This is a genomic window from Candidatus Poribacteria bacterium, from assembly GCA_026706025.1.
Lineage (GTDB): Bacteria > Poribacteria > WGA-4E > WGA-4E > WGA-3G > WGA-3G.
In genome coordinates this window covers 1-25,145 of sequence record JAPOZO010000065.1, presented here as the reverse complement: position 1 = coordinate 25,145, position 25,145 = coordinate 1, and the positions used below count along the sequence as shown (strand labels likewise).

At 49.1% G+C, this 25,145-nt stretch carries 18 protein-coding genes; all 18 read right to left on the bottom strand.

Features of this window, described 5'->3' with window-relative positions; all coding sequences use genetic code 11:
- Window positions 1-26 precede the first annotated feature (26 nt).
- The gene (locus OXH00_17045; protein ID MCY3742723.1) at window positions 27-4,154 is read right to left on the bottom strand and encodes a T9SS type A sorting domain-containing protein; all 4,128 of its coding nucleotides are present in this window, start codon (window positions 4,152-4,154) and stop codon (window positions 27-29) included.
- Window positions 4,155-4,188: 34 nt separating this feature from the next.
- Complete coding sequence (locus OXH00_17040) at window positions 4,189-5,400, bottom strand: thioredoxin domain-containing protein (protein MCY3742722.1); 1,212 nt, start codon at window positions 5,398-5,400, stop codon at window positions 4,189-4,191.
- Window positions 5,401-5,563: 163 nt separating this feature from the next.
- Window positions 5,564-6,397, bottom strand: coding sequence for a dockerin type I domain-containing protein (locus OXH00_17035; protein MCY3742721.1), 834 nt, complete (start codon window positions 6,395-6,397; stop codon window positions 5,564-5,566).
- Window positions 6,394-7,440, bottom strand: coding sequence for a WD40 repeat domain-containing protein (locus OXH00_17030; GenBank protein MCY3742720.1), 1,047 nt, complete (start codon window positions 7,438-7,440; stop codon window positions 6,394-6,396). The genes OXH00_17035 and OXH00_17030 overlap by 4 nt, the downstream gene beginning before the upstream one ends.
- A gap of 31 nt (window positions 7,441-7,471) precedes the next feature.
- Window positions 7,472-9,958: a tetratricopeptide repeat protein gene (locus OXH00_17025; GenBank protein ID MCY3742719.1), complete on the bottom strand. Its 2,487-nt coding sequence runs from the start codon at window positions 9,956-9,958 to the stop codon at window positions 7,472-7,474.
- 1,161 nt (window positions 9,959-11,119) lie between these two features.
- Window positions 11,120-12,289, bottom strand: a complete 1,170-nt coding sequence (locus OXH00_17020) for a Gfo/Idh/MocA family oxidoreductase (GenBank protein ID MCY3742718.1) — start codon at window positions 12,287-12,289, stop codon at window positions 11,120-11,122.
- 10 nt (window positions 12,290-12,299) lie between these two features.
- Window positions 12,300-12,701 (bottom strand): hypothetical protein, encoded by a 402-nt coding sequence (locus tag OXH00_17015; GenBank protein ID MCY3742717.1) that lies wholly within the window; start codon window positions 12,699-12,701, stop codon window positions 12,300-12,302.
- Window positions 12,698-13,036: a type II toxin-antitoxin system RelE/ParE family toxin gene (locus OXH00_17010; protein MCY3742716.1), complete on the bottom strand. Its 339-nt coding sequence runs from the start codon at window positions 13,034-13,036 to the stop codon at window positions 12,698-12,700. Before OXH00_17010 ends, OXH00_17015 begins: the two co-directional genes overlap by 4 nt.
- A gap of 59 nt (window positions 13,037-13,095) precedes the next feature.
- Window positions 13,096-13,539: a cupin domain-containing protein gene (locus OXH00_17005; GenBank protein MCY3742715.1), complete on the bottom strand. Its 444-nt coding sequence runs from the start codon at window positions 13,537-13,539 to the stop codon at window positions 13,096-13,098.
- A gap of 57 nt (window positions 13,540-13,596) precedes the next feature.
- Window positions 13,597-14,196 (bottom strand): Uma2 family endonuclease, encoded by a 600-nt coding sequence (locus tag OXH00_17000; protein MCY3742714.1) that lies wholly within the window; start codon window positions 14,194-14,196, stop codon window positions 13,597-13,599.
- 152 nt (window positions 14,197-14,348) lie between these two features.
- Window positions 14,349-16,982 (bottom strand): pyruvate, phosphate dikinase, encoded by a 2,634-nt coding sequence (gene ppdK / locus OXH00_16995; GenBank protein ID MCY3742713.1) that lies wholly within the window; start codon window positions 16,980-16,982, stop codon window positions 14,349-14,351.
- 167 nt (window positions 16,983-17,149) lie between these two features.
- The gene (locus tag OXH00_16990; GenBank protein ID MCY3742712.1) at window positions 17,150-18,487 is read right to left on the bottom strand and encodes a proteasome accessory factor PafA2 family protein; all 1,338 of its coding nucleotides are present in this window, start codon (window positions 18,485-18,487) and stop codon (window positions 17,150-17,152) included.
- Window positions 18,488-18,686: 199 nt separating this feature from the next.
- Window positions 18,687-19,409, bottom strand: a complete 723-nt coding sequence (prcA, locus tag OXH00_16985; GenBank protein ID MCY3742711.1) for a proteasome subunit alpha — start codon at window positions 19,407-19,409, stop codon at window positions 18,687-18,689.
- Between the two features lie 128 nt (window positions 19,410-19,537).
- Window positions 19,538-20,332, bottom strand: a complete 795-nt coding sequence (prcB, locus tag OXH00_16980; GenBank protein ID MCY3742710.1) for a proteasome subunit beta — start codon at window positions 20,330-20,332, stop codon at window positions 19,538-19,540.
- Window positions 20,333-20,334: 2 nt separating this feature from the next.
- Window positions 20,335-20,532, bottom strand: a complete 198-nt coding sequence (locus OXH00_16975; protein MCY3742709.1) for a ubiquitin-like protein Pup — start codon at window positions 20,530-20,532, stop codon at window positions 20,335-20,337.
- Window positions 20,533-20,806: 274 nt separating this feature from the next.
- Window positions 20,807-22,300, bottom strand: a complete 1,494-nt coding sequence (dop, locus tag OXH00_16970; protein MCY3742708.1) for a depupylase/deamidase Dop — start codon at window positions 22,298-22,300, stop codon at window positions 20,807-20,809.
- A 130-nt stretch (window positions 22,301-22,430) separates the two neighbouring features.
- Window positions 22,431-24,215, bottom strand: coding sequence for a proteasome ATPase (gene arc, locus OXH00_16965; GenBank protein ID MCY3742707.1), 1,785 nt, complete (start codon window positions 24,213-24,215; stop codon window positions 22,431-22,433).
- Window positions 24,216-24,482: 267 nt separating this feature from the next.
- A partial coding sequence (locus OXH00_16960) for a hypothetical protein (GenBank protein ID MCY3742706.1) occupies window positions 24,483-25,145 on the bottom strand: 663 nt, incomplete at its 5' end.

Below are 25,145 nucleotides of genomic sequence, written 5' to 3'. Positions count from 1 at the left end.
CTGGTAACTGACAGCTGCGTACTCGCCTACTTTCGTATTAACATTTTTCGTGTGGCGGCAAACTCGCCTGCCGTTAATGTGTAGAAATAGACACCGCTTGCGACGGGTTCGCCTACCTCGTTTTTGCCGTCCCAATAGGCTGCACGGCTACGGGATTGATAGACCCCTATTGCCTGATGTCCTAACGCTAAACGCCGCACCAAATTGCCATTTATCGCATAGATACGCACTGTTACATCCGATGAAGATGATAACCGATACGGTATCCACGTCTCAGGGTTGAACGGGTTCGGGTAGTTCGGTAGTAGCGTCGTTTCCGTCGGTGTTTCCATTGCAGCGATCTGTAGCATTGGTGACGCGAGAACACCCGTGTCAACCGTGCTTCGGAAGTAATCATAGTCAACTGTTAAAGTACCTGTTCCCGCGGCGACACCCGCATAGATGCCCAACTGTAGCGGGGGTGTCAACGGAAAATTGGCAACCCCAATCTCTATCCAAGGATCGGCTGCGCGGGTCTTATACCACCCTGTATAAGTGTCTCCCTGCTTACGGAGCCGTAAAAACAATTCCGTCGCCCCGAATTCAGGTCGCCATGCCGGATCCGCGACTAAACCGCGTCCTCTGGTTTGATACTGGATTTGCCCTTTCGCACCGGCATCCCGCGACCAAAATTTTATTGTCACCCAGTTATTGTCTGCTGGACTCTTCACGACCAATCCATTGACCCCCGAAGCAGTATCCCATCTGCTGAAAAAGTGGGTTTCAACATCAAACGCGTCGGCATCGGTTTCTTGATAGAGAAAATGTGAGGCATCTGATGCCCAGAGATTCCGGTTGGTTTCGCTCTCGATATGGAGAAAACCGTCTCGTGTTTTCCCGACATCCCAATTCGCGGGTTCATTCTGCCACTTCCAATTCGGGTTCTGCAAGGCGGTGCCCTCAAATGCGTCGTCAAAACCGTCTGTTCCCGCATTGACCAGCGCATCTCTAACATGAACCGAAATACGCTGCGTGACAAGCGATTTGCCATCACTCGCTGTCACCGCCACGCTCGTGCTGCCGACCGTTCTCGGTCCGATTGTTATCTGAGTTCCAAACAAACGCACCCCCACGACTCTTGTATTATTTGATTGCGCCTTATAACTTAAAACATCACCGTCTGGATCGCTGAAATAAGGCGATATACTGAGCGTCACAGCATTGCCGCCGACTGTCAAATTTTGTTCAGGAATTGTACCGACGGCTACCGGAGCCCGATTCGATGTAATATCCTCTCCTTTCGATGTAATACCCCCTCCCTTCAGCGAAAATGCCTGCCTTGTAATATTTCCAGTGCCATCAATAACTTGAAGCGTTACCTCGCTATCAGCCGGAACAGTTGCGTCGGTCGTGAGAAACGCGACCGTCTGATTTTTGTCATTCAGGGACTTGCAGCTATGTAATTTAGTGCCTTGGGCGGGGTCGGTGGCAGCTGCCGGAACAATCAACTGTGCCTGATGGAGGCCATCGGTGTCGGTCAATTCAAACTGGAGGCGACGGGTCCCTGGATTGGATACCTGAGCGGGATGCATAGCGATGGTTGTGGTTTCATTGACTGTGGTTGGATCGTTGTTGAAGAACCGGTGTGCATCCAACCATTCAGCGGCACAGTGCGATAAGCGTTCTTGCGTGCCGTAAGCCATGAGATATGCGTCATCTCGGAAATCGTGTTCCAATCCGAAGACGTGTCCGAGTTCATGTGCAGTAATACTCGGATTAATGCAGACCCCGGAGGCAGGGATGACGGCTGTCCCGCCAAAATCCCGTCGCCAGCGTTCGCTGTCATACGATTTCCAACCGCCGCCACCTATCCCACAAGTGCCTTCATTGTTAATGAATTCGCTACTAACATCTACGGCAATCAAAAAGACATCCCTTGAGGTATCAAATCGCTCAGCAACCTCTTTCACCACTTTGTCGTAGGTATCACCGTGATAATATGTATCGGTAAATTTTCCGGTAACATGATGAACCTTCGCGTGACCGGTAGCATCGGTTTCAAAGGCAAAGGTTTTTCTGCCGTAGTCTTGCATCTGTTCGGCGAAGAAGTACTGTGACCATCTTATTAAAGTGTCTAATTCTGTGTCAATCCCTTGACGGGAGGGTCGATCGCTTGGACGGAAATAGATTAAGCGCACTTGCTCACGCTCGTACTGTTGGATAACTGTATCGGGTTGTGTCTGTCGAATGTCTGTATCCAGTTGATCATATTCTGGGACGAAGGGCGTAACATCCCACAGAAGCACAGTGCCATCACCACTCCCACTGGCGAGTGTGCTGCCATTGGGACCAAAGGCAAGACTAGAAATCGGATAGGCATGCCCATAAAGAACTTGCCGTTGTTCACCTATGGCAATATCCCACAATAGCAGTTCCGCATGATTTCCACTTGCCAGTATACTTCCATCCGGACTGAAGGCAACACCAGAGTAATAGCAGCCATTTGTGAGTGGAATTGTGGCTTTGCGTTGCTCACTCGCGACATCCCATAGCACGATTTTAGAATCAAAAAGCCTCTTACGCGGATCTTCGACCGCGAGTGTCTTCCCGTCCGGACTGAAGGTAATCCCACTAACACCATCCAGGTGCCCCATGAAAGTTTTAAGAAGTCTACCCGTGTCTACATCCCACAACCGCACGGTGTCGTCCGTATAATCAGCACTTGCAAGCATCCTACTATCCGGACTGAAACCAACACTACTGACCCATCCTGCCTGCTCTATAAGGGTATGTTTATGTGCGCCAGACTTTGCATCCCACAACCGCACGGTGCCATCCACGCCCCCACTGGCAAGCATCCCACCATCTGGCGAATATGCGATGCTCCAGACTTCCTTCTTATGTCCAGCAAGTCCCGCCTTCTTCTGTCCTGTGAAAGTATCCCACAACTCCACGGTAGTGTCATTCCCAATCGCCAATGTACGACCATCTGGAGAATAAGCAAGGGTGTCCCCTGCATTAGAATGAGTAGCCAATGCAGCTTTGCGCTGTCCTGTGGCAACATCCCACAACTCTATATCATTGGGACCCCAATGCCCAATCGCCAGCGTGCTGCCATCCGGAGAATACACAACCTTAGTGACTTGGTTCGTATGTCCTCCAAGCGTAGCTTTAAGTTGACCGGTAGTCGCATTCCATAAGCGTATCTTTCCATCCCAACTGCCACTTGTGAGAGTGGTGCCATCTGGACTAAATGTAACAATCACCCCTATCCCGCTTGAATGCCCTTTAAGTGTGGCTTTAAGTTCGCTGGTGACAACATCCCACAATCGTATGTTTCCATCTATACTTCCATTTGCGAGGGTAGTGCCATCCGGACTGAAACTGAGGTTACCCCAAAACCAAGTCCGTCCAAGTGTGGCTTTAAGTTCGCCGGTGACAACATTCCATAACCGTATCTTCCCATCCCGACCTCCACTTGCGAGAATGGTACCATCCGGACTGAAACTCACACTGTAGATAGCCTCCGTATGCCCTGCAAGGGTTGCCTTGTGCGTACCAGATTCAACATCCCACAACCGCACGGTCTTGTCGCTACTCCCACTTGCGAGCATCCTACCATCCGGACTGAAGGCAATGCTGTTGATAACCTCTGTATGACCTCGTAGGGGTTCAAGATGTTCGCCTGTGACGGTATTCCACAGCCGCACGGTATAGTTGCCATAACCCGCACTTGCGAGTATACCCCCATCGGGAGAATACCTAACGCTAACCTCAGGATCAACACCTCTTATAAGCGGCCCTACAACCTCACCTTTGGCTAGTCCTGTGCCAGTATCCCACAAATACACTTTATGGGATGTGCTACTTGCCAGTGTACCGCCATCTGGAGAATACGCGACACTCTTAATCCAATCAAGATCGGATGTATCCGTAGTGAGCCGGTCAATCTCTATTCCTGTTTGTGTGTCATATATCCAAATCCCGGCGGAACCGGCTACTGCCAATCGCCTGCCATCTGGAGAATAGGTTAGAGCCTCTATATTGCCTTTGCCGAATCTAGCTTTGGCCCCTTCAGGTAAATCCCATTGCGTATAGGCTTGCCCGAAACTATTCGGCACAAGCGCAAATACCATAAATATGAGCGTTAAAATTGAAAAGCGTGTGATTTTCATTGGAACTCCTCTTTGCTTGTGTCCACGGGCACCGCTATTTTAGGGCATCAAAGATTTTCTGCTCAAATATAGCTTTTGGCATTGCCCCTGCGAATCTCGCGGCTACTGCGCCATCTCGGAATACAAGATACGTCGGAATCCCATTGACTTTATATTTCCCCGTCGTCTGACGGTTTTCGTCGATATCCAACTTCCCAATGATGAAAGTGTTCCGGTGTTCTAATGCGACTGACTCAACGACCGGCTTCATCTGTCTGCAGAACGGACACCAATCGGCTTCAAATTCAAGCACAACAGGTAATTCAGCGTTCAACACGTTGGCATTGAAGGTTGCATCGGTTATTGTAACGGGTTTGCCATCGGTATTAATCGGATCTGGGTTAAGCTCCTCCAGTTCTTCAACGGGTTCGGGAGCAATCGGCTCCGGTTCGGGAGCAATCGGTTCTGGTTCGACATCTTCTTCAATGGGTTCGGGAGCAATCGGTTCTGGCTCCACATCATCGGTTTCGACAACTTCGGGGACCGCGCCTCCACGATTATAGATATACTGCGTGGCATCTGCGCGAAAAACTAAAGCCAAGAATCGTCCATCCCAAGTATATGTAATTACGGAAGGCCTAGGGTTTCCATGCGTGAACCAGTGGATCGTCCCACTGCTTTGGTTGAACGGTCTGACGAGTTTGTAGGAACCGGTGACGAACTGTTTCAGAGATTGTGCTTCGCCTTCTAAAACCTCTTGGAACTCCTGTGTGAACGTTGTGGGCGTGAGGCGCAGGGTGCCCGCTACTTGAACGGGGTCGCCGTGAACACTTTTGGAAACGAGCCTATAGGTGCCGCTGAGCACCTCGGCGATTCTGTAAGGTTTGGAGTAGACGAGGATCGTTGCCGTTTTAGAGGCATCTTTCTCGCTACCGTCTCGGACATAAACGTTAACGGTTACGACTTTCGAGGGCACCATCTCTTCGTCTGACTCTGGGGCAGTCCACTGAACTTCGGATCCCGTGTCACTAACCAATGTGCCTTCGGAGACATCCCATATATAGGTTAGATCGTCGTCATCCGCATCAAAAGCCCTGATTCGGAGTTGAACGGTTTCGCCGTATTCAACCTCCACGGGGACAGTGAGGTTGGTTATTTCAGGCGGATCATTGGTGAGTTCTTTATACTGATCACAACCGCTAAAGATGGCGATCTGGAGAACTATCAGGATGACCAAACTTATTTGGATTGACTTAGAGAGATTCATAGAATATGTTCCTTTGTTAGAGTAGTTATCAGTTTTAATAGTTATCAGTCATCAGGACGATTTTTTTTCTCCGAAAAAAATCTTTCAGTTATCAGAAAGGAGCGTTGGAATTATCAAAAATCTCTTGTAACTGACAACTGATAACTGTTAACTGCGTACTCGCCTACTTTCGTATCAACATTTTACGCGTTGCGTTGAACTCGCCCGCGGTTAAGGTGTAGAAATAGACACCGCTTGCGACGGGTTCGCCTACCTCGTTTTTGCCATCCCAATAGGCGGCACGATTACGGGACTGATAGATGCCTACTGCTTTATGCCCTAATGATAGCATGCGTACCAAACTTCCGTCTATAGTGTAGATGCGAAGCGTGACATCTGCTGGGTTTGCCAATTGGTAGGGTATCCATGTCTCTGGGTTAAACGGGTTCGGGTAGTTCGCTAAGAGTGCTGTCTCTTGTGGTGTCAACACTAACAGGAGCTGCTCAAGGAAACGGATGCCGCGTTGTGAGGTTGTATCGGTGAGACCAAGTTGCTTAGCAGCGGAAAGCCACTGTTGCACGGTCTCCGCAGAAAGATGAGATGCAGAGGGCGCGCCGGCAGCCGTTTCACCAAATGCTGCGGCGACGGCGACGAGGTCTTGAATATTGACCTGACCATCACCGTTGACATCGGCGGAGGTCTCTCCTGTTTCACCGAAAGCGGCAGCGACGGCGACGAGGTCTTGGATGTTCACACGACTATCACCGTTGACATCAGCTGCGAGGCGTGGCGGTTCTGGTGCGGCGGGTGCGAGATCCCACAACAACACCGTCCCACTCCAACTCACACTGGCAACGATGGTGCCATCAGGACTGAACGCCAGGCTTATGATACCACCCGCCTCTGCCACGAATGTGGATTTCAGTGTGCCGGACGCAACATCCCATAAACGCATCGTTCTTCCCCAATGCCCACCGGTGGCAAGTGTCTTGCTATCCGGACTGAACGAACCAATCACGCTCCCCCCGTCTCTACTGTGATCATGGATTTCAGCATGCCGGTCCCAACATCCCATAAGTGCACTGCTCCCCAAGACCCACCACTGACCAGTGTCTTACCATCAGTACTGAACGACACGCTCCTGACATCACCCGCCTCTGTTATGAGTGTGTCTTTAAGGGTGCCGGTCGCAACATTCCACAGGTACGTCGTACCCTTCCCACTCCCGCCGGCAAGTATCGTACCATCAGTACTGAACGACACACTCAAAAGTCTCCCCGTGTGTCCTGTGAGTGAGTCTTTGAGGGTGCCGGTGGCAATGTCCCACAGACGTACCTTTCCATCATCACTCCCACTCGCAATAGTGATGCCATCGGGACTGAACGATACACTTCGGGCCCAATCAGTGCTGATGAGAAATGTATCCTCTCTGAGTGTTGCTTTGAGGGTGCCGGTGGCAACGTCCCATAAATGCACTGTGTTGTCCAGGCTCCCACTGGCAAGCGTCGCACTATCGGGACTGAACGACACACTCGCTATCAGGTATGGATCTGTTGAGAGTGTTGCTTTGAGGGTACCTGCCGCAACATCCCATAAATGCACTTCAGACCAACCCCTACTGGCAAGCAACGAACCATCCGGACTAAACAACACACTCAAGACATCGTCGAGGCCAAACTGATCTATAGGATTTGTGAGTGTGTCTTTAACCGCACCGGTCACAACATCCAACAAACGTATCTTTCCGTCATCACTCCCACTCGCAATGGTAGTACCATCCGGACTGAACGACACACTATTGATTGAGCTCGTATGTCCTGCAAGTAGTGCGACCTCTCGGTACGTTTCGGCATCATAGAGCCAGATACCGATACTACTCGCCACGGCAAGCAACGAACCATCGGGTGAATACGTTATCTCATTTATTTCACCTTTACCGAGACGGGCTTTGGCACCTTCGGGTAGACTGAACTGCGTGTGCGCCGCATATTGTGCAAAACAGGGTAGAATACTGAGGTTTGAAACCATTAACAGCGTTAAAATGAAAAATCTTGTTTTCATGAACGTGTGGCTCCTTTATTGGTTGTCAGTGTTAAGGCTCCAGCGATTCTTTAAAATTGCTATCCAACTCCGTCGCCCAACGCACAATCGCTTCATAACTGTCAATGTCGTTTCGCTTCTGAAACCAATTGGCGAGTTGTTTACCGGTCTCGATAAGTAGGTCTCTCGATTTTGGCGCGTAGGGTTTCACGCCTAACGCCTGTTGGTATTTCTCCATCGCATTTTTCGGTGCTTTCCGGTTCATTAAACACCGGATGAGCGCACATTGCACGCGCGCCAACTTCTCAGCAATCGGGTCAGTGGTGTCGCGGTTTGGAGCAGCCTCGCCGGTGCCGGGTGTTGGCGAGGCTGCGGCTCTCGCTTTACTCAACATCACATCAAGTTGAGATTCCAGCGAGAGCAGATTTTGATATGCGACAGCATTCTTCGGACGTTTCGCAAGGACGGTCTCAAAAGTCGCTAACGCTTTAAGATGCTCATCCTGCACGAGATAGAGATAGCCGATCATGTTGTGCATATCTAAAGTTTTTTCAGCTCCCGGAATTGCTTCAAAGACGGCGAGGGCTGCTGCGTATTTCTTCTGGTTCATCAAGGTATTTCCACGCCGGACCTGGAGGTTCACGAGTTCTATCTTCGCGTTTTTGTGATTCGGCGACCGCGCTAAAATCCATTCTAATTCAGCACTCGCCTGTTCATATTTGCCGACATGTTGATACGCTTGCGATAGATTCACACGGAGATTGATGTCATCTGGAAAGAGTGCTGCTGCTTTCTGGAGTTGTTCGAGTGCGGCAGCGTACTCTCTTCGGTTCCGCAAAGTTTTTGCGTATTGCTGATACGCAGCGATGAGGTTCTGTTTCGCCTGTTTGTCGGCGGGTTGTGTCGTGTAAACCTTATGAAACGCCGCTATCGCTGCCGGATAATCACCCCCCTTAAGAAGGTATAATTCACCGAGCAGACTGGCGATAGTTGTATCATCTGGTTGCAGTTTTTGCAATTCGAGGTAGGTCTCGATTGCCGCATCGGTGCGTCCGGCTTGCCGACGTGCGTTCGCCTTTTGTGAGAGCGCGTCAATTAAGTTTGCCTTGGCGATTTGATAGGTCGGTTGCAATGCCAAAGCGTCGCGATAGGCGCGAATCGCGGCATCCCATTCGCCTCTGTTTCTAAGCACCACACCGTGGTTCGTATAAGTGAGTGCGAGGTTCTTCTGCGTCTCAGCATCGTCCGGGGCGAGCTCAAGTGCCTTTTGATAATATGCAATCCCTTGGGAAAACTCGGAGGCGAGTGCATATCCGTCTCCCATGACGCGATAGGTGGTAGCGTCCTCCGGATCAAGACGGATGGCTTTCTGAAAATATGTCGTCGCTTCGTCAAAAGCACGGCGTTTCAAAGCGTTGAACGCTTTTTGACGGTAGAGTTGATTGAGGTTCTGTTTCGCAGTTTTATGGTGCGGTGAGCGTTTAAGTGCCTTCTCGAATGCCTCTATCGCCTTGTCCATATCGCCTTGTCGGTAATAGAGCGTACCGAGGCGGTTATAGGAATCAGCATTTTCACGGAAGGAACGGTGCCCCTGCTGACTTTTCACGCGCTGTTCAACCTGACGGAGTGCTTGATTTGATTGTCCTGTTTTTTGGTACGCTTGAATCAGTTTCTGCCGCGCCGGTTCATAGTTCGGGTCAACCTCGAGGCAGTTCTGAAAATTAGGGATCGCCGATGCCATATCGCCTTTGTCGAAGTAGACTGCCCCCAAGAGATAGTGCGGACGCGCGAGCCTCGGATTCGTCTGGATCGCTTTTTTCAGGAGGTCAATGGCAATGTCGTGCTGCGAGGTGTGGAGCGGTGTGTTATAAAGCTTCAAGAGTGTATTGATATCGCGCTGTGTTGGGTGTTGCCCGGTTGCCATCGCATGGCAGACATCATCGGCACTTGGACTGTGTCCCCATAACCCGATGGCATGTCCAAATTCATGGAGGCACACAGTGCGCATCTTTTCTTCTGAGAGTTCGCCGGTGGTGCCATCACTCTCTAAGACAAGGATCACTTCTACTCTGAAATTGGCTGCGGCGTTTGTGGGTTGATTGACGTTGTTCTTTTCGGCTTGGACATCAGCACCAGAGACCGTGGGTCTACCTTGCTCAAGTCGCGTTAACTCCGCGCTACCGAGTCGCGTATCCAGGAAACTCAGGCTACCGGTATAGGTTGAGGTAACGCGGATGCCTGCTTGCGCCAAGGTTTCGGTTTCTTGGAACCGGATTTTTCCGTCAGTAACGGTTTCCCAAGTGCGCATTGCGTAGCGTATCTCGTTTAGATACGGGTGTGCTTTGAGGGTCGGTGAAATATGCACGCGAATCGGCATCTGTGTAAAGCGCGTGATTCTGCCTCCCGAAAATAGCGTAATCTGCTCGAAATAATCTGTCGCTGTCGTATCATCGGCGGTGTTCTCTGCCGCGCCGTGTATTATGAACACAACGTTTATCCATACGAAAATAAAAAACGGATAAAATTTTTTAATTTCCATAACGCCTCACCTCGTACGCCTTCTGCCGTACAACCTATTAGATCGCCTTTGGTTGCCCGCAAACTAACAGTTTACGGTACAAAAACGCCATGATTAATGAACCACCGTCAGTTAATTCCTAATAAGGTTATTTTACGCTCGCAAACGCATGCAGTATTATTACACAAGCATGACAAAGATAGAACTACCGTGAAGGCTATACCATCTTGTGAAACGTAAAACTTATCTATTGTTAATCGGGGGAGGGGGAACGTTAATCTTGCAGACAGATATGTTAACTCTGCGTTAATAACACACAAAATCAACGAACATACAGAGAAACGACGCGCAGTATTAACGCTTATACCATAGACTCGATGTTCCCGTAAAATCGGTTTGGTGATGTTGATATTGATGTGTTCGCTTTGCATGGTCTTCAACTTTGGACAGTTTGAACACCCCTTGGAGCACCCAATGCGTTTTTGGCTTGGGTAAAACTTATGGAACAGGGAAACCAACGCTTATCAAATCAAGCACGGATGCCTGTCTGAATATCTCAATCAACAACTAAAATCTGCTCTGCTAAAAATCGCTGCTGTGTAAATCACAGGTTATGATACGCTATTTTTTTTTGCTTGTCAAAGAAAAAAATAATAAAGTCTTATCCAACTACGAATTATATGATAACCAAAGCTGCTACTAACGGATCTTTGAGCGTTTTAACACAGTTTTTCAGACACTTTCCCCACCGCAGACGAATTTTATACTAAGCTTTGGACAATTTTACAGCGGGGCGGAAGAACCGCCCCCTACCAAGAACACAGAGGCGTAGGGGTTGGGTTACCCAATCCGCAGGAAAGCGTCTGTTTTTTCTCGGAGTGCCGTGAATGGCGGAAACTCACAAAAAATAGACAGACCTTTGAAAACGCAGACCATCAGACGAGAATTGTCCAAACTTTAGTATAATAAAATATTTGGGTAATTCTACATTTTCCCAGGCCCGGTAGGGGCGGTTTCCTAACCGCACCGGACTTCGCCAATAAATTACCGAATGAATAAATTAATCTTCATCAAACCGCCCCATGGGTGTCAATTTAAGCAACGCTTCGCTTCTAAAAAAAGTAGGCGCAGTTTGCAACTGCGCCGGAACTTAGCCATATCCGTATTTTTCGATGAATGCCTCTATAGTGCTGCTAACTCCGGTAATTCTACCCACTTACGCGTCTGCCACGATTCCATGCCTTTATCCGCCAATTGTACACCTCTCGCGCCAGCAAGCAGCGTCCACGGGAACGGTTCATCAGCGACGAGATGTCGGAGGAACAACTCCCACTGCGCCCTAAATGCGTTCTCGTACGTCTCTTGCTCTGGGACCTTGAGCCAGCCGTCAAAGAATTTGATGGGTTGTTCGATGTCGGGGTTCCAGACAGGACGTGGTGTGCCAGAGAGCGGTTGAATCCAACAATCTCTCAAGCCAACAACAGCGGAACCGTTCAAGCCGTCTACTTGTATCGTTAGTAGATCGTCGCGGCGGACTCTGACTGCCCAAGATGAATTAAAATGGGCGATGATCCCGTTCTCCAATTCAAATGTCGCATAGGCAGCGTCTTCAGCCGTGCAGCGATAGGGTTCGCCTTCTTCGTCCCAGCGCTGTGGGAGATGTGTGGCAGCGATGCAAGAAACCCCTTTAACTGCGCCGAAAAGGTTGTCAATGACGTATCGCCAGTGGCTAAACATATCAAGAATAATGCCGCCACCATCTTCGGTTCGGTAGTTCCACGAAGGACGTTGGGTCGGAATCGCATCGCCTTGGAAGACCCAGTAACCGAACTCACCGCGGACAGCGATAATCTGTCCGAAAAAGTCAGCATCTATCAAGCGTTTGAGTTTCTGGATACCGGGTAACCAGAGTTTATCCTGAACGACACCGTTTTTGAGTCCTGCCTTTGCCGCCTGTTCATAGAGACGATATGCATCCGCAGTGGTAGTCGCGGTCGGTTTCTCACAATAGATGTGTTTGCCTGCTGCGATTGCGGCTTCGACTGCATCGACGCGGCGTGACGTAACCTGTGCGTCAAAATAGACGCTGTAAGCGTCATCGGCGAGGGCAGCGTCGAGGTCTGTTGTCCATTTCTCAACGCCGGTGGTTTCGGAGAGTTTCTCCAATTTCGCCGGGTTTCTACCGACGAGAAACGGGTCGGGCATGATAACTTCACCATCGCCGATCGGGATGCCACCCTCCTCTGCGATTGCCAAGATGGAGCGGATGAGGTGTTGGTTGGTTCCCATTCTGCCGGTGACGCCGTTCATGATGATACCGACGCGATGCGTTTTTTGAGTCTGATGGGTCATGTATCTCCTATTATTTACCTGCTTGTCGTGATGTGCCTTGATTTTCTGACAGCGGTGCTGTTGCAGCTTGTCCCCCCGTGGTAGCAGTTTCAAGATTGAGGCTTTCCACTTCTAACGGTTCGATTGAAAGCCGGTATCCGAGGGCTTTAAGAATCGTTCCGAGTCTGTCAATCAGCGGTACATCGTCACTGGTGAGCGCGTCCGAAAGCACGTGTGGCTTCGTATCAGTTTGCTTTGCGAGTTCAGTAATCCCGCCTTGAGCTTCTACGACGGTTTCAAGCAAGAACAGAAATATGTCTGTATTCCCGTGAGTTTGGTAATCTTCAAGTGCCACTTGGAGGTGCCCAATTGCTTCATCGCGATCGGTGAATATATCAATAAGGTACTCGCGGTACGTTCTCATTTTTCTCATAGGTGCGTCTCCTTGTACGCCAACCAATAGGCTTTTGCACGTTCAATGTGGCGCGCCTGTGATGATTTATCGCCTCCACAGAGCAGAAAAACAACGGTGTTACCCACTTCACGAAAATAAACTCGATAACCTACCCCGAAGTGAAAACGCAACTCAAAGACCCCTTCACCCACAGATTTGTAATCTCCGAAATTGCCTAATTTAAGAGCTGCAAGCCGGGTCCGAATGCGTCTTTGTGTTTTCTGATCTCGGATTGCGTTCAACCATTCTGTGAAAGGTTCTCGACCATTCCGAGAACGATAGATTTCCACTTCTCTCGGGTATGCGTTACGCATAGTTAATTGATTCTGCTTCCTGATTCTATGCCCGTTCTACGCGAAAGGGATAAATATGTCTAAGGTTTGTCAGTACATTGGGAGGCTGCGCCTTCTGGGAGTGGTGGTGCGTCAACACCGGCTTTCGGAAGTGTGCCAGCGAGTTCTTGTTTCCAATGCGCCACATCACCTGCGGGACCATAACAATAGACCATGTGCATCGGTGTGTCGCCCGTGTTCGTTAGTTGATGGAAGACCCATGACGGAATAAAAACCGTCTGCCCCGCCGAGAGGGTTTGCCGCTCCTCACCGAGACACATTTCGCCTTCGCCTTCAACGATGAAGTAGATCTCTTCCTGTTCGTGGTTGTGCCACGGCACTTGACCACCGTTGGGTTCTAAGACGACAAACCCCATACAGAATTCATTTATCTGGATCGGGGAAGCACCGCCGACAAGATTTTTGGTGCGTCTACGGGCAGGATAGGTGCGCCCTTCAATTTCATTTACATCTGCGATTAGCATATATTATGTTGTCCTTTCCAATGCTGACGGCACAGGGACTGTGCCTGCTACCTTGCACTATTCAAAAAGTTCTGCTACCTGACAAGTAAATCCTTCAACGACATTCTCACCGGTGAGGGTGTCATTTCGCGTGAGGAGCGTGATGTCTGTCTCCGAACGATAGATTGTTACAGTTTTGGATCGCGGTTTAATTACCCATACCAATTGCGTCCCTGCCTCAAGATAGGCAAATACTTTTTCCTCAACTCGGTGTAACACATCTGTTGGAGAAACCACCTCAACAGCAAGGTCCGGTGGGATTGGGAAAATTTCACTCCTATCAGTGGGGAGTTTATCTGTCGAAATGAAGGCTATATCCGGCACCAGAATATGTGAGCCGACGCGAAATCCTGTGAACGGCGCATAGACACTTCCCAATTGATTTTCACGTACGTATGAACCTAACCGCAAAAGCAAATTCGTCCTAATCCCACCATGTTCCAATGAGTTAGGCAGTATCGGGACTAATTCGCTTCCAATGTACTCGCATGTCTCTAAGCTACTTTCAAGGAACTCCTCTAACGTCATCTTGATAGGTTTAAGAGGGAGCCCTTCTTGCGAGAGTAGGGCATTGGAGTTTCCGTCCGGAGGGGGTGCGCCAAATTCTTGTGCGTTCATGTTTTCACCTCGTTAGGAAGTTAACAGTTAACAGCACTCAGTTTTCAGTACGGGTTTAGGATAATCCTAAACCTCTTGTAACTGTTAACTGAAAGCGCAGCGTACTGTTAACTGTTAACTTCTGTAACTGATAACTGTTAACTATTACCAGACTAATCTTCTGCTTCAATGACCGCCTGTGCTGCAGCGAGACGCGCGATCGGCACACGGAACGGGGAACACGATACGTAATTAAAGTCCAAGCCGTAGCAGAATTTCACGGAACTCGGTTCGCCGCCGTGCTCACCACAGATACCGACCTTCAGATCAGGACGCACTGAGCGCCCCTTTTCCGAACCGATTTGTAAGAGGCTGCCGACACCTTCCTGGTCCAAGACTTGGAACGGATCGTATTCAAGCACACCCTCTTTGACGTAATCATCAAGGAATTTTACTGCATCGTCGCGGCTCATCCCGAACGTCGTCTGCGTGAGGTCGTTGGTGCCGTAAGAGAAGAATTCGGCTTCGGCTGCGATTTTGTCAGCGGTGAGTGCTGCACGGGGCAGCTCAATCATCGTTCCGACAAGGTACGCAACGCGGGTGCCAGTCTCTTTAAAAACGGCTTCGGCGGTGTCAACGACGACTTTGCGCTGTAGCGAGAATTCGTTGATATGCCCGACAAGTGGAATCATAATCTCAGGGAGTACAGTGATACCACGTTTAACAACATCAACAGCGGCTTCAAAGATCGCCCGCGCCTGCATCTCAGTGATCTCTGGGTAGACGATACCGAGTCTACATCCACGATGTCCGAGCATCGGATTGAATTCGTGCAATTCCTCAACACGCTCACTGAGCTTTCGTGGCTCAATACCGATCCGATCTGCGAGTTCTTGGATTTCGGCTTCATTCTTTGGTAAGAACTCGTGAAGCGGCGGATCAAGGGTACGGATCGTAACAGGATAACCAGCCATCGCCTCAAAGATTCCGATGAAATCTGAACGTTGATGCGGGAGCAGTTTCGCCAATGCGGCTTCGCGTTCGGCGGTCTCATCGGCGAGGATCATTTCACGAACTGCGTCAATCCCTGTGCCGAAGAACATGTGCTCGGTTCGGCAGAGTCCGATCCCTTCCGCGCCAAATTGTCTTGCATTTTTGGCATCTTCGGGTGTATCGGCATTCGTGCGAACGTCCAATGAACGGACTTCGTCCGCCCACTCCATGAGCGTTCCGAATTGCCCACTAAGTTCAGGTTGGATGAGTGCAACCTGTCCATCAAGGACATCACCTGTGGAGCCGTTGAGCGTGATGAAATCGCCTTCAGTGTAGCGTTTTCCTTCGGCGTAAAACTCCAATGCTTCTTCATTGATAAATAACGCAGAACAACCGGCGACACAGCATTTTCCCATGCCGCGTGCGACGACAGCGGCGTGGCTCGTCATACCCCCACGCGCTGTGAGGATACCCTCCGCGGCATCCATACCGCCGATGTCTTCTGGCGATGTTTCGGTACGGACGAGGATGACTTTCTCGCCAGCAGCGGCGAGTTCCTCGGCGTGGAGCGCTGTGAAGACCACTTTACCGACAGCGGCACCTGGAGAAGCAGGCAAGCCTTGCGCGATAACCTCAACGGAGGCAGCCGGATCAACGCTTGGATGTAATAATTGGTCCAAGTCGTTCGCGGGGACGCGCGTCAAAGCCGTCTGCTTATCAATCAAGCCCTCTTCAACCATCTCAACGGCGATGCGGACAGCCGCTTGACCGGTGCGTTTCCCGTTACGGGTCTGGAGCATGTAGAGTTTGCTATCCTGAATCGTAAACTCTACGTCTTGCATGTCGCGATAGTGCTTCTCAAGCCTTAAACCGATATCAACCAATTCATCATAGGCATCGGGCAAGATATTTCTCAATTCGATGACCGGCAGCGGCGTTCGGATGCCAGCGACTACGTCTTCGCCCTGCGCGTTAATGAGGAATTCGCCATAAAATTGGTTCGCGCCGGTTGAAGGATTACGAGTGAAGGCAACGCCTGAGCCGGAGGTGCCGCCCATATTTCCGAACACCATTGCTTGGACATTGACAGCCGTGCGTCCGAGTTCTTCGGAAATATCGTTGAGACGCCGATAAGTAATGGCGCGCGGGTTCCCAGAGGACTCAAAAACCGCATCACGTGCCATGTCTAATTGCATCCGGGGTTCATCAGGGAAATCGCTGCCTGTGTGCCGCTTGACAGCGTTCTTGAATTCGCGGACGAGTTCGACTAAATCAGCGGCATCTAATTGCGTATCTAATTCAACACCTTTCGCCTTTTTCTTTTCTTCGAGTAAGTGTTCAAACTCATCGTGATCAACGTTAAGTACAACGTTCCCGAACATCTGGATGAAGCGTCGGTACGAATCGTAAGCGAAACGTTCGTTTTCAGATCTGGCAATAAGCCCCTTAACGGCATCATCATTTAAGCCAAGGTTGAGAATCGTGTCCATCATACCCGGCATTGAGACTGCAGCACCAGAACGGACAGAGAGAAGGAGTGGATTTTCGGTATCACCGAACTTTGCGCCGAGCGTCTCTTCTAACTTCACGAGATTCTCATCAATTTGCCTGTCAAGTCCCGTGGGGTACCGTTTGTCATTTTCGTAATATAATTTGCAAACCTCCGTGGAGATAGTGAACCCGGGTGGGACAGGCACACCGAGATTGCTCATCTCCGCGAGATTTGCCCCTTTTCCGCCAAGCAATGTCCGCATTGTGGCGTTCCCATCGCTTTCACCGCCTCCAAAGAAGTAAACATACTTTGGTTGTGGCATCAAAAGCCTCCTGTGTTATAGTTATCAGTTTTCAGTCATCAGTTATCAGTCACAAGAGGTTTTTGATAAACTCTCATCTGCTTTTATCGTTATAGATTCAAAAGAGGATTCCCCAATTGAAGACACCCTCTTTAACTGACGACTGTTAACTGACGACTGTTAACTATTTAAATTGAATAAATAGTGCGACTTGCTTCGTCAAATTCTGGTTTAAATGGATCCGTCGAGAGATAAAGGATCTGGTAGGGTTCATAAAGTTGGATATAACTCCAATTGACCCCGCATAAGATCTTCCCTTCATTGACTTTCTTGATGAATTTACCGCGAAACTTGGCGCGGGTCCGTTCGGGCGGAAAGTGCTCAGCATGTCGAATCTGCTCATTTTCAACGATACGCTCGACCTCGGCTCGATTTTCAAGGGTATAGTAAAGACTTTCCTCCTGTCGCACATTGTGGTATTTCAAATCAAGGTGTTTCACTTCTGGCGCGTCCCATTCAAATCCGCGTTTGGTGAGGTAGGTTTGGAGCCATTTCCACTTAATGACCCAATCCAATTCCCGGTCCAACTGCATCGGATCACTTTCCAAGCAGGTGAGGACATACTCCCAGCGCGCCATAATTTGCGTTGTCGTCGCATCGGATTCGGCTTGCTCAAGGTAACGCTTTGCACATTCGAGGTATTGCCACTGCAGTTCGACTGCGGAGAGCCGTTTCCCGTTTTGGAGTTCAATTGGATGTTTGCATGTGACATCGTCAGAAATCTCGCGGATGGCTTTGACAGGGTTCCGGAGCGCGAACCGTTGCTGAATGAAGTTGTCCTCAATCATCCGGAGAATAATACCGGTGGTGCCTACCTTCAAAAAAGTCGAAAATTCGGACATATTAGAATCGCCGACAATGACGTGTAAACGTCTATATTTTTCTCGGTCGGCATGGGGTTCATCGCGTGTGTTAATAATCCCGCGTGCCGTGGTTGTTCCGATAGAAATTTCCTCTCGGATATGCTCCGCACGTTGTGAGATCGCATAATAGCCGCGATGGCTCGGCTTGATTTTCCCCGCACCTGCGAAAACCTGACGCGTGACGAAGAAAGGGATCAGCTGCGATGCTAATTGACGGAAATCAACATGCCGTTCCATGAGATAGTTTTCGTGACATCCGTAAGTATTTCCGGGGGTATCCAAGTTGTTCTTAAAAATGGAGATTTTTCCGTAGAACCCATCATTTCGCATGCGCTGTTCTGCGGTACTGGCGAGCCGTGTGATAATCCGTTCGCCTGCTTTATCGTGTGCGACGAGTTCGGCAACATCGTCACATTCCGGGGTTGCATACTCTGGATGGCATCCGATGTCTTGGTAAAACCGCGCCCCGTTTTCGAGGAAGACATCCGGGTACATCCGTCCCGCTACGATTTCTCGGAAGAGGTACATCACAACGTTCTGAACAGTGAGCGTCTTCCTATGCGCCACCTCTGGTGTCCAGATAATTCCGAACTCAGTTTCCAATCCATAAATTCTGCGCTTCATATTTTTAAATATTAAGTTTCTACGCCGATTTTTTTCCGTGGTCAAAATCGGGTTTCTGTTGAAGTTATAGGCTAACGTAAGCCTGTAATGAAATGGAAAGGTTTTGCTTGGGTGCTTCTTCAACTCTGCAGAGGGGCATGTAAATCCTCCAAGCAACATGACTTAATCGCAAGGAACTTTAAAAATCCAAAAGCGTCGTGACCTCATCGGTAGAGAGTCGTCTGAATTTTCGGCGTTCAGCGGTCCGTTCAAGGCATGCGACCTCTATTGTTTGCGGCGTTATTTCATAATCGTCTCCGGCATTCGCCTCAATAGTCCGAAAGGTCTCTGTTACGAGCCGGAGTGCTGCTGCCATCTCTAACCCATCTGTGTAACGCTGCTCCAGAATCCCGGTTATCTCTGCGGCACGCCCGCCAATAACGGCATACCGCTCCTCCTCCGAATAGATACCGTCAAAAGCGATATGGTAAATCCGATTGTTCTGGAGTTCCGAGTTTGCAGGCGCATCCGGGGCACCTAATTCACAGACAAGGAGTTCAATCTCCAGCGGTTTGGCATCCCACGCTTGCGCGACCGCGCCCATGTGCTGCGAATAGAGGTTTGTCAGCCATTTTGCAGTAACATCTTCACGGTAGTAGCGAAAACCTTTAATTTCAGACTCACGGATACCAACAACACGCAGTATTTCATATTCAGCAATCCTACCGGCTGCTGCGAGGGCGATGCGGTCATAAATTTCAGAAATTTTAAAGGTGGTTTTACGTGGATTCTCAGCAACCATCAGGAGTCCATCTCGGTATTCTAAGACGACAACCTCTTTCGCCTGCGCAATGCCGCGACTGACGAAATCCTCTTTATCTTGGCGAATTTGCTCCGGTGAAACATAATAGGGTGTGGACATATCGGTTGTCAGTTTCCAGTTACGAGTTTCCAGTTACGAGTCTCCTTGTGGTAGTAACAGATAATGTTCCCGCCACAATATCCCCTCTTTAACTGGCTACTGATAACTGGTTACTGGTTACTATTCTCCTATAGACGCGAGATAAGCTCGCGATAGAGTGCCTCAACAGTCGTCTCAGGAACTTCGGCGACTCCTTCTTCAGTAACAGTGTAAAGCGTTGGAAAAATTTTCCGGATAAGATCGGGCCCGCCAGTTGCTATATCTTCATCGGCAGCATCCCAGATGGCTTCAGCGACGATTGCTAAGGCATCTTGACGGTCAATCTCTGGTGTGTAGCGTTTTTTAAGTGTCGTACGAGCATCTTTTCCGCCGGAACCGATTGCGTAATAATCGTTTTCTTCATAACGCCCGCCGATAGCATCATATTTAAAAATCCTACCGCGCTGCTGCTTTAGATCATAACCGGCAAAGAGCGGTAAAACGATTAACCCTTGCATTGCAAGTCCGAGGTTTGAACGTACCAGATGTGAAAGGAAGTTCGCCTGTCCTTCGAGACTAAGGTTCACGCCTTCCGTCTTCTCGTAAAATTCAACCTCCACTTGAAAGAGCTTTGCCATTTCAATGCAGGGACCGGCGGCACCCGCAACAGCAATTGCGGAATGCCGATCAACTGGATAGATTTTCTGAATTCGCCGCTCGCCGACCTGATAACCCTCTGTTGCCTGTCGGTCACCTGCCATAACAACCCCGGCATCATAGACGACAGCGAGGACGGTTGTGCCTTCGTAAGGACGGAATGATGACTCCGTTACGTGTCCACCTGAGGCGACATCAGAAGAATTAAGCGTCGCGAGTAATTCGGGGTGGCGACGCTTGAGGATTTGGAAGAAGTCGGAGGTGCCATAATCACTGAGGTCAAGCACTCCTACTGCCCTCCCCGCTGAATATAGTTCTCGACAAATTCCTGTGAATCTTCTTCCAAAATCTCATCGATTTCATCAAGAAGTGTGTCTAAGTCTTCAACGAACTCCTCATCCATTTCGCCATTTCCAACATCGGGTTGGATCTCTTCGGTTTCATCGACATGACGGTTGAGGTGTTCTTGTTGTTTTTCAGTCGACATGATTTTCTCCTTTAATAGTTGTCATGCTTCGCAGTGAGAACAGTACGATTTTTTTCTACGAAAAAAATCTTTCAGTTGTCAGGGGAATAGTTGTCAGTTTGCCTCGCAGTGAGAGTGCGGTTTTCTACGAAAACCTTTCAGTTTTCAGTTAAGAGACCTTTGGCATTGTCCCAACCCTCTTTTAACTGATAACTGATAACCGATAACTGATAACTATTTCCTCTGATAACTGATAACTACTTCCTCTGATAACTGATAACCATTCCTCTGATAACTATCCTGAGGCATCGCCTCGAATTTTCTTAACGAGTTCCTCTGCTGTACAGTTGTTCAACAGTTCGCCAACAATCTTTTGTGTCCCGAAGTGGGGACGATCCATCATAATTTTGTCAAGTCCCCCCGATTTACCGATAAAAATCATTGAATTCCAACTTGCACTGTAAATATGCTTTGGAAATCTCCGTAAACAGGTGCCACGAAAATAGGCACGTGTGTCTACAGGTGGATAGTGCATTGCGTGCACAATTTCTTCATGGTTGAGTAAGCGTTTAACATGTCCGTTCTTGAGTAGCCTGATATAGAGTCCTTTGTCGGGACGAATATCATGATACTGGAGATCAAGCATACGAACATGTGCGTCGTCCCACTGATATTCGTGTCGTTTTCGGTATGCATCAAGCAACTTCTTTTTGATAATCCAGTCGAGATAGCGACTCAACCGCCCCGGGTCTATTTCTAAATTATCCAGCACGAATTGCCATTTCTTGAGGACATCTTCAACGATAGGGGTGCGCTCCTCAGGTGTGAGGTGTTCCTGCGCCAACTTGAGATACGCGCGTTGCACTTCTATCGGTGACCACTGCTTTCCATCCGCGAGTTCGATCTCTTCCTTACAAGAGAGATCGCGCGAGATACACTTTATCGCCGCGACAGGATCCTTCAAACTGAATTTTTTTCCGATAACACCTTTCTCGATTAACTGGAGCGCGATAGAAGTGATGCCCGCTTTGAGATAGATGCTGAATTCAGACATGTTTGAGTCACCGACGATAACGTGTAAACGTCGATAGAGCTTGTCATCAGCATGCGGTTCATCACGCGTGTTAATCAGCGGGCGGTTCACCATAGTGCTAAGCCCGACCTCTTTTTCAAAGAAATCCGCGCGTTGAGAGATTTGATAATCCGTCTCCTCGCTCCCATTCTCCGCACCGACTTTGCCGCTCCCCGTGATAATAATCCGAGTAACAAGGAAAGGCATTAACCCATCAACGATAGTATCAAACGGTACTTTACGGGACATGAGATAGTTTTCATGTGCCCCGTAACTATGCCCCTTGTAATCGGTGTTGTTTTTATATATGATAATCTCTTGATTGTCAAGGAGTAGCCGTTCCGCTGCGAGCCTACTGACTTCTAATATTAATTCGCCTGCTTTTTCATATAGGAGCAGATCGCGTGCGTTCGCGCATTCTGGTGTACAATACTCAGGGTGCGCGTGATCGACGTAATAACGACCACCGTTGATTAGGATGTCATTAACAGCACTGCTCGTGTCTGCCTCGGAGATAGGTGTTTCTGTCTCTGCGAGAAACCCGCGGGCATCCATCAACGGACTTTCCTGATCGTAATCCCATGTGACAGAAGTAGCCGTACTCGGAACATCTCCTCTACAAGTCTTATAAGCGTTGACTACCAAAGTAGAGGCAGCGACCGGGTCTTGCTCACGTGCATTTTTGACTGAGATGCCGTACTCAGTCTCTGTTCCCATTATGATTGGTATTTCCATCTTTTATTAGCCATCAGCAAGAATGGCTATCGGCAGTCAGCAAAGAGGCCTCTGATAAAGTGATACGCTCTTGCTGATGGCTGACGGCTACTCCGCTGACTGCTGACCGCCATTAAAGAAAAGTTCCGCCTCGGGTGACCCGGACATCCTGTTTTTTCTCGCGTGTGGGTTCATTAGTCAAGGCACGAATATTAACGATCTTTTCGCCCTTCCGCCCTGAAATTTTTGCCCAATCGTCAGGATTCGTCGTGTTCGGCAGATCCTCATTTTCGTGATACTCTTCCCTGATAGCTGCCTTGAGATCGTCAAGACACATCCCTTTGTCTGCTCCATCGGAACCGATAAAGCGTTTGATCGCTGCTTTCTTGGCACGTGAAACAATGTTTTCGATCATTGCGCCACTAACAAAATCTTTAAAAAAGAGCGTTTCGCGTTCGCCACGGGCGTATGTCACCTCAATAAACCGATTTTCATCTGTGGTGGCGTACATCTCACGGACAGCTTCATCAACGAAGTGGTCCGCGATCGCCTGTGTATCTCCCTGAAACTGTTGACAAACCTTTTCAGCGAACGGAAGATCCGGTGTTAGATATATTGCGAAGATGTCTTTAGCACCCTCTGAGTTGGGCCGATCAATTTTAATTTTAACATCAAGCCTACCGGGACGCAAAACCGCCGGGTCAAGGAGATCTTGCCGATTGCTCGCGCCAATGACAATGACATCGCGTAAGTTCTCAACGCCATCAATTTCGGAGAGAAACTGTGGCACGAGCGTCGATTCCATATCCGATGAGATTCCCATACCTCTCGAACGGAAGAGGGAGTCCATTTCATCGAAAAAGATGATAACAGGAAACCCTTCTCTCGATTTATCGCGCGCTTTTTGGAAAACTTCTCGGATCTTACGTTCGGTTTCGCCGACGTATTTATTTAAAAGCTCAGGCCCCTTAATATTGATGAAATACCCGCGAACCTCATCATTGCCGCTCTCTTTTCGTACGCGCTCGGCTATACTACTTGCAACAGCTCGGGCGATCAAGGTTTTACCACATCCAGGGGGACCATACAGTAGAACGCCTTTCGGCGGTGAGAGGTTAAACTCTTCGTACTCCTTCGGATAGAGGTACGGCAGCTCAATTGCGTCACGAATCGCTTCTATTTGTGTATCAAGTCCACCGATGTCGGCGTAACCGATATCGGGTACCTCCTCAAGCAGCAAGTCTTCCACTTCCCGTTTGGGAAGCTTTTCCATGAGCATGCTTGTCGTATGGTTGAGGAGTACATTATCACCAGTTTTCAGGGGCTCCTCTTTGAGAGATTCGGCTATTCTGACAACGCGCTCTTCATCGGTGCGGAGGCTGACAATAGCGAGTTCATCTTCAATGCGCTCTTTAATTTTCACGACATCCCCGTGTCTCTCAGCACTTTTGATGGCAACAACGTTCATTCCGCTATTGACAATGACCTCTTGTCCCACCGCAAGGGTTTTACCCTTGAGTGCTGGATCGATATTGACGCGCCATTTTCTGCCGCTGATGTCAATATCGACAGTACCATCTTGATTCGCGCCGAGGAAGACTCCGTAATTATTGGGAGGCGCGCTGAGTTGAGCAACTTTTTCCTTCAGGATTTGCAGCTTCTCCTTCGCTTCCTGCAAGGTGCTCATCAACCGCTTGTTGCGTCGTTCCGCCGCCATCAACTCACGCTGTGTCTCATAGAGCTGCGTTTCAAGCTCCTTGACATGGACAACCCGCTGCTGCTGCCGCATGCTTTCGAGTTCCCCTTCAAGCATGTCAATTGTCCCTTGAAGGGCACGCATCTGCTGTTGATACCAAACGACATCAAGTGTCTTTTGGTCCTCAAAGGCATCCTCGGAATTTCCTCTTTTGATAGCCATACGTCAAGTTCTCACTTTCCAAGTAGTTATCGGTCATCGGTTATCAGTTTTCAGTTAAGAGGTCTCTGATTCTCTAACAGCTTCTTGGAACCGTCGTTACCTATAAGAACGTCCGAGATAGAAAAAGATTTTCTAATTTCAAAAGCCAAACCGATAACCGACGACTGACAACCATTTTATTAGAGTATAGCACTTTGAAAAAATAGTGTCAAGAAAAAGTCTACTGTCCATCTACCCTTTACCATTGCCTGAACACATGAACAAATGCTACAATCGTCGCTTGATCCTTCCCCAAGTGGTCGCGAGTTTGTCTGAGGCGGAAACCGCTTGAGGTTGGCCAGCCGTTTCGCCCGCACCGTCTCCCATTTCAATGTCATCAATATAAGCCTTCAGAGCAGTGGGGTGGTCCCAACCGAAGAAGATCCAGCTTAGCTCCGGATTCACGCCGCCTTTGCCACCCTCACCCCTAAAACCGAAATCATCGGCGACTTGTTCGTCATCAACGTAAAAGTCATAAGTTCTATCTTTAAAGTCAAGCACGATACGGAAATGATGCCATTCACCGAATTTTCCCGGCGCTACTTGTTGTCCAGCAGTGCCGTCGAGCGCATGGATACTGGCATCCGGCTGAATATTAAATACAGCAGCCCCTCCCCACTTGATGGCATCTCCACCAATATAAAACAGCATTGTGCCTGCACCCTTGTCCCGCTGCGTGAATAATGAAACATACTGAATGCCATCATGGGTACCTTCAAAACTTCTGGTGACCATTGTTTGCTCTGTGATCAGAATGCTTTTGCCTGTGTCACCGCGTTTCACCTTGCTTCCAATTTGGCAAGTTTTTTGGTTCATTGCCGTTTTCCATTCGTCTTGCCCGGCGATGTCTCCATCTTTGAAGTTATCAAAATTCTCACTGTACCACACGTC